Origin of the sequence: Brevibacterium sp. SIMBA_078 (genome assembly GCF_046534565.1) — a bacterium.
GTDB lineage: Bacteria > Actinomycetota > Actinomycetes > Actinomycetales > Brevibacteriaceae > Brevibacterium.
Genome location: NZ_JAWRYQ010000559.1, coordinates 1 through 238, shown reverse-complemented (window position 1 = coordinate 238; position 238 = coordinate 1). Strand labels below are relative to the sequence as shown.

At 42.4% G+C, this 238-nt stretch carries 1 protein-coding gene; it reads right to left on the bottom strand.

Going from position 1 to position 238, the window contains the following annotated elements; all coding sequences use genetic code 11:
- A partial coding sequence (locus tag SB749_RS20790; RefSeq protein ID WP_410711987.1) for an acyl-CoA dehydrogenase family protein occupies positions 1 to 238 on the bottom strand: 238 nt, incomplete at both ends.

Genomic DNA, 238 nt, shown 5'->3' with positions numbered 1-238 from the left:
CCTGCATGAATGTCCATCGCATCATTCATTACTGTTCGACCCATTTCGGTCATATGGTATTTTGCAATAGCTGTTACTACTGATGGACTTAGTTTTAAATCAATAGCACCAGCTGTCATTAACCTGCACGATTCCAGTGCATAAGTTAGGCCACCAATACGTGCTAACCCTTCTTGAACCCCTTCAAATTGACCAATTGACACACCAAACTGTTGTCGAACAACAGAGTAAGCCGAAG